At 66.8% G+C, this 6,165-nt stretch carries 3 protein-coding genes; 2 read left to right on the forward strand and 1 reads right to left on the reverse strand.

Annotation, left to right across the window (positions count from 1 at the left end):
- Nucleotides 1–94: 94 nt before the first annotated feature.
- Nucleotides 95–2,677, forward strand: coding sequence for a nitrite reductase large subunit NirB (gene nirB / locus J1M36_RS06280; RefSeq protein ID WP_206478900.1), 2,583 nt, complete (start codon nucleotides 95–97; stop codon nucleotides 2,675–2,677).
- Nucleotides 2,674–5,076, forward strand: coding sequence for a uroporphyrinogen-III synthase (locus tag J1M36_RS06285; protein ID WP_082943166.1), 2,403 nt, complete (start codon nucleotides 2,674–2,676; stop codon nucleotides 5,074–5,076). Before nirB ends, J1M36_RS06285 begins: the two co-directional genes overlap by 4 nt.
- A gap of 94 nt (nucleotides 5,077–5,170) precedes the next feature.
- Here the strand turns inward: J1M36_RS06285 and J1M36_RS06290 are convergent, their stop codons facing one another.
- Entirely contained in the window at nucleotides 5,171–5,800 is a 630-nt protein-coding gene (locus J1M36_RS06290; RefSeq protein ID WP_342358299.1) for an LLM class flavin-dependent oxidoreductase, read from the reverse strand.
- Nucleotides 5,801–6,165 lie beyond the last annotated feature (365 nt).

Raw genomic sequence — 6,165 nt, forward strand, 5'->3', positions numbered from 1 at the left:
CAGGCGCAATTTACACGGCCGTAAGAAAGTGACAACGGCCGGGTGACATTCGATTTCTACCGTGGAGACACGTTCCAACTCCTAGGAGAACCCCATGCCCGAACTCATCAACATCCGCGACCTCCCGACCTCCGTGTCTGAACGCAGGGTCGTGGTGGTCGGCGCGGGGCCCGCAGCACACCGCTTCGTCACGGCCCTGCGCGGGCGCGGCGACCGCAGCGACGTCGTCGTCCTGGGAGAAGAAAGCGTGGCTCCCTACGACCGCGTCAACTTGGCCAAGCACTGGGACCCGGACCACGATCTGAGCCTCACCAACGTGGGTATGTGGAACGAACGGACCCACCTGGTCACCAATGCGTGGGTCAACAGCATCGACCCGGAGCGCAAGAGCGTGCACGTCAACGGTGAGACGGAACTAGCCTACGACGAATTAGTGCTCGCGACCGGTTCGGCCGCCACCATGCCTCCGTTGCCCGGCAATGACCTGGCCGGAGTCTACGTCTACCGCACCGTGAACGATGTCGATCGGATGCGGGCCAACGTTGAGGCCCTCAGTAGCGCCCGCGGCCCCGAGAAGCCGCCCCAGGCCGTGGTGATCGGCGGCGGACTGCTGGGTCTCGAGGCCGCCGGCGGGTTGGTCAAGTACGGGTTCGAAACCCATCTGGTGCATTCGCGGGACTGGCTGATGTCCTCGCAACTGGACGAGGGCGGCGGGCGGACCCTGAACCGGGCCATCGAGCAGCGCGGGATCGAATTACACCTGGGACAGCGCCCCAGCGCGGTGCTGCCCGCCGCCGCGGACCCGTCCACCGTGGGCGGGGTGGCGGTGGGCGAGGATCTGATCGAGGCGGACCTCGTGGTGTGGGCCATTGGCATCACGCCCCGTGACGAGCTGGCCCGCGACGCCGGTTTGGAGACCGCGCCCAACGGTGGCGTGCCCATCGACACCGCGTGCCGCACCGCGACCCCCGGGATCTGGGCGATCGGTGAGGTAGCCAGCTTCGACGGAACGTGCGTGGGCCTCGTGGCACCGGCCAACGCCATGGCCGAGGTGGTGGCCGCGCAGTTGACCGGCGGTGACGACGAATTCACCGAGATCGACGACGCCACCAAGCTCAAGCTCCACGGCCTGGACGTGGCCTCCTTCGGCGACTCGCTGTCCCGGAAGAGCGGGACCCTGGACGTGGTCATGTCCGACCCGGTCGAGGGCGTCTACCAGAAACTCGTCCTTTCCGACGACGCCAGGACCCTGCTGGGCGGGGTGTTCGTGGGGGACGCGGAACCGTACGCGAGCCTGCGCGCGCTGCTGGGCCGCCAACTGCCCGGAGCGCCCAGGGCCTATCTTTCCGGCGGTGGCGACGTTCCCGACGCGGAAATGCCCGACGATCTGGTGGCGTGTTCGTGCAACAACGTGACCGTGCACGAGATCAAGCAGGCCGTGGGTCAGGGCTGCCACGACCTGGCCTCGGTCAAGAAGTGTTCCAAGGCCGGGACGCAGTGCGGATCGTGTGTGGGACTGGTCGGCAAGATCATGACCAAGGAAATGGAAGGCGCCGGTCTCAAAATTTCCAAAAGACTGTGCGAGCACTTCGAACTGTCCCGTCCCGAGCTGTTCGAGGCCATCAGGTTGTCCCGCCTGACGAGCTTCACCCAAGTCATCGAGAAAATCGGGACAGGCCGCGGTTGCGACATCTGCAAGCCGGTTGTCGCCAACATTCTGGCCACCGCCTTCCACGAGCACGTGTTGGACGGCGGCCGCGACGGACTGCAGGACACCAACGACCGTGCTCTGGCCAACATGCAGAAAGACGGCACGTATTCAGTGGTCCCGCGCATCCCCGGGGGCGAAATCACCCCCGAGAAGCTCGCGGTGATCGCCCAGGTGGCCAAGGAGTTCAACCTCTACACCAAGATCACCGGTGCTCAGCGTATCGACCTGTTGGGCGCGCGCTTGGAGCAGTTACCGCAAATCTGGCAGCGGCTGATCGACGCGGGCATGGAATCCGGTCAGGCCTACGGAAAGTCGCTGCGCGCGGTCAAGTCCTGCGTGGGTTCGGCGTGGTGCCGCTACGGCGTGCAGGATTCCGTGGGCATGGCCGTGCATTTGGAGAACCGATACCGCGGACTGCGTAGCCCGCACAAGCTCAAGATCGGCGTCTCCGGGTGCGCCCGTGAGTGCGCCGAGGCGCGCGGCAAGGACGTGGGGGTGATCGCCACGGACAAGGGCTGGAACGTCTACGTGGGCGGTAACGGCGGGTTCACCCCCCGGCATGCGGAACTGCTCGTGAGCGACGTCGATGACAGGATGCTGGTCAAGGTCATCGACCGGTTCTTCATGTATTACATCCGCTCCGCCGAGCGGCTGCAGCGCACCGCACCGTGGGTCGAGTCCTTGGAGGGCGGCATGGACCATCTCCGCGAGGTAATCCTGGAGGACTCGCTGGGGATCTGCGACGAACTGGAATCGGCCATGGGCGATCTAGTGGCCGACTACCGCGATGAGTGGGCCGAAACCCTCAACGACCCGGTGAAGCTGGCGCGTTTCACGCCGTTCATCAATGACCCGCAGGCAACGGACGAGACCATCGTGCAGGTGCCCGAGCGCGGGCAGGTGCGTCCGGCGACCGCCGGTGAGCGCGTGATGATCTCCGGGCCGACCATCGGGATCGGTGCATGAGTGATTTCGACTGGAACGGTTGTCCGGTCCTGCTCGTGGGAACCGGCCCGGCCGCGCCGCTGGAGGTCGCCCGGCTGATCCGCGCCGGTGCCAGGGTGAGCGTTGCGGGCACCGCGGAGCAACTGTGTGCCCGCGGGGATGCGCTGGCTAGGGTGGCCCGGCGGCTGGGTGTGAAAGCGGACCCGGCCCGGGAATCGGTGCGCACCGCGTTGGAAGCCTGCACCTTCGTGGGCGCGGAGGCCGCGGACTTCGACGCCGACGCTGCAGCGTCCGGTGCCGCGGCCGTGGTGTGCGCCGCCGACGACGCCGCGGAGACCAAGCGGTGGCGTGCCTTGAGCAGGAGGCACGGCAAACCGTTCTCGACCCTGCGCTCGGGCAGGCCCGGTGTGGCCCTGGTGGGTGGTGGTCCCGGTGACCCGCAGTTGATGACGGAGGCGGCCCGGCAGCACCTGATGCGGGCGGACGTGGTGCTCTACGACAAACTGGCACCCACCGCGGTGCTCGAGCAACTGTGCCCGGGAGCCCTGCTGGTGAACGTGGGTAAGGACCCCGGCCATCACAAGATGCCCCAATACTTGATTGAACGGGCCCTGGTGGAGTTCGCCCGCGCCGGGGCGTGTGTGGTGCGTTTCAAGGGCGGGGACCCGTTCGTGTTCGGACGCGGCGCCGAGGAACGGCGGACCCTGCAGGGGGAGGGCATCGAGGTCACTGTGGTCTCCGGGATCAGTTCGAGTATCGCGGTGCCCGCGGCTGCCGGTATCCCGGTCACGTGCCGCGGCATCAACCGCTCCTTCACCGTGATCTCCGGTCATGAGGTGCCCGCTCCCGACGAGCTGGAAGGCCTGGTCAAGGTGGGCGGCACCCTGGTGGTGCTCATGGGGTTGGCGCACCTGCCCGAGCTCATGGCCGGTCTGGTGAAGCACGGCCTGGATCCGGAATTGCCCGCCGCGGTGGTCGAAAAGGGTTCCACACAGCGGCAGCGGGTCTTTGCATCCGCAGCGCGCTCCATTGCGCGTGTGGTATCCGACGAGGGAGTGAGCTCCCCTGCGATCGTCGTGCTGGGGCACGTGGTCGAACTGGGCGATGACCTCGCGCGGTTGATCGAGAGAGTTTCAAACGAGCGCTCAGAAGAGTCTGAGCCACTGAAGTCTCCGCTCACACGCGGGCCCACCGCGGAACCCGCAGCCGAAATTCGGGACGGCGGGATCCCGGGCCGGGGGATTCGCGATGGTCGGATTCAGGAGGAACCTGGGACGGCGTCGTCGACGGTCAAGGCGAGCGAGAAGGTGCTCGTGGCTCCGTCGGATTCCCTGACCGGCTTCGTGATCGCTGTGACCGCCTCACGCCGGGCCGAGGACCAGGCGGAGGCTTTCGAACGGCGCGGCGCCACCGTGCTCAAGGCGCCTACCATGCGCATCGTGCCCACCGAGAACGACGAGACGCTGCACCGGGCCTCCGCCCAGGTGATCGAGGACAAACCGGGGGTGCTGCTGGTCACCACGGGGCACGGTGTGCGCGGATGGTTCGAGGCTGCGGAGGCCGGTGGAACACGATCCCAACTGTGTGCGGCGCTCGAGGGCGCTGACATCCTCGTGCGCGGAGCCAAGGCCCGTGGGGCCATCAAGAGCCTCGGGCTCGTGGAGCAGGGGGTTGCATCGCAGGATTCTACGAGCTCCCTGGTGGACCTGGCACTGAGCCGCGGCGTGGCCGACAAACACGTGGTGTTCCAACAACACGGGGCCGTGGACCACGCACACGTGGAACGCCTCGAACGCGCCGGCGCGCGCCTGACCGTAGTCCAGCCCTATCGATGGGAACAGCCCCGTGATGTGGCCGCAGTCTCCCAGCTGATGCTGGCAATCATCAAGGAACACGTCAACGCCGTGACCTTCACCTCCGCCCCCGCGGTGGAAGCGCTATTCGAACGCGCCCAGAAGGAAGGGACCATGGAGCCATTGCTCGAAGCACTGCGTCACCGTGTGCTCAGCGTGGCCGTGGGGCACGTAACCGCGGAGCCGTTGCAGCGGGCGGGAATCACACCGCTGATCCCGGACCGCCCCCGCATGGGGTCCCTGGTGCGGGCACTGACCACCCACCTGGAAAGACAGACCGTGGACCTGCCGCACACGCCGTTCGGACAGGTCACCCTGCGCGGCGCGCATCTGCTGTGCGGGGAACGCCGCGTGGAACTGCCCTCCCACCTGGCCAACATCACACGCGTGGTGATGCAGGCCGCAGGGGACTTGGTGACTCGCCAGTCCATCCGCCGTGAAGTGCCCGCGGCGCCCAGCGACCACGCCATCGACATGGCCATATCCCGGATCCGAAAACTCACCGGGGAACCCAAACTGATCCTTACGGTCTCCAAGATGGGATTCCGGGCCAACGTGAGCCTGTGACACAGCGGGGGCCGTGGCCGTGGTTGCGTCCTTGGCGCCCGCTTCCACGCTTGCGGTCCTTGCGTTGGGAGGTCCCGGTGTGAGGTCTGGGCGCTCACAAGGTGGCGGCGACGGCGGCGGCCAGCCGCGCATCAGAGGTGTACAACGCGGTCGTGTCGAAGGTCGAGGCGGTGCTCATGATCTCGTCCGCGCCGGTACGCACGAGCAATTCACTGATTGCGCTCAAAACCTGGTCCTCGGTCCCCGCGGTCACGGGGGCCAATGCCTTGGCCACGTTGCGTTGCTGCCGTTGCGTCAGGGAATCCGGTAGCGACGTCGTCGGCTCGAGCGGCGGAAAAGCTCCCGTGAGGCGCGATTCGGACATGGCCCACGCTTCGGGCAGAGAGAGTTCGCGCGCCTCGGAGGGAGAATCCGCAACAAAGATCTCCGTGGAAGCGATCAGGTACGGCTCGTCCAGTTGCTCGCTGGGGCAAAAGGTGGAGCGGTACTCGTCGAAGGCCTCCGGCCCGGCGGTGAGCAACGGTCCACCGACCACCGCCGGCAGACCCAGGCGCGCCGCGATCTTCAAGCCACTTCCGGTCCCCAACACGAATAGCGGGATGTGGCCGTTGTGGGCCGGGCGCATCGTGATATCCGCCCTGCCGGTCAGGTATTCGCGTACGGCTTCAATGGCGGATGCGAAGTCTTTCGGTGGCGCGGACATGGTGCCCAGGGCCCTGCGCACGGGCTCAGTGAACCCCAGGGAACGCCCAAGTCCAAGGTCGAACCGTTGCCCGTGCAGGGCCTGACTCGTGCCACTTGAGAGCTCCTGGCTGACTTGGCCGGTGTTGTCGCTGGTCAGGGTCCTGTGGCGGGGGTCGGCGACACACTAATCGGGTGGGTAGGGTCGGACCGTGGTGTTCGTGCGTAAGGTCCGGACGGCGTCGGGGGCGACGGCGGTGCAGATCGCTGAGCGCCGGGGCGGGCGGGACAAAGTCCTCGAGCACCTGGGCTCAGCGCACACCGGTGACCTGGGTCGTGGGGTCATGTCGTCCTCCTGCTGAGCTGTGTAAAGCGTGCTTGACTATAGTCAAGCACGCTTTACACGCG

It is taken from the genome of Kocuria sp. KRD140, from assembly GCF_017168375.1.
GTDB lineage: Bacteria > Actinomycetota > Actinomycetes > Actinomycetales > Micrococcaceae > Kocuria > Kocuria marina.

Coding starts and splice junctions, on each gene's coding strand:
- nirB (WP_206478900.1), top strand. CDS start 95: ATGCCCGAACTCATCAACATCCGCGACCTCCCGACCTCCGTGTCTGAA.
- J1M36_RS06285 (WP_082943166.1), top strand. CDS start 2,674: ATGAGTGATTTCGACTGGAACGGTTGTCCGGTCCTGCTCGTGGGAACC.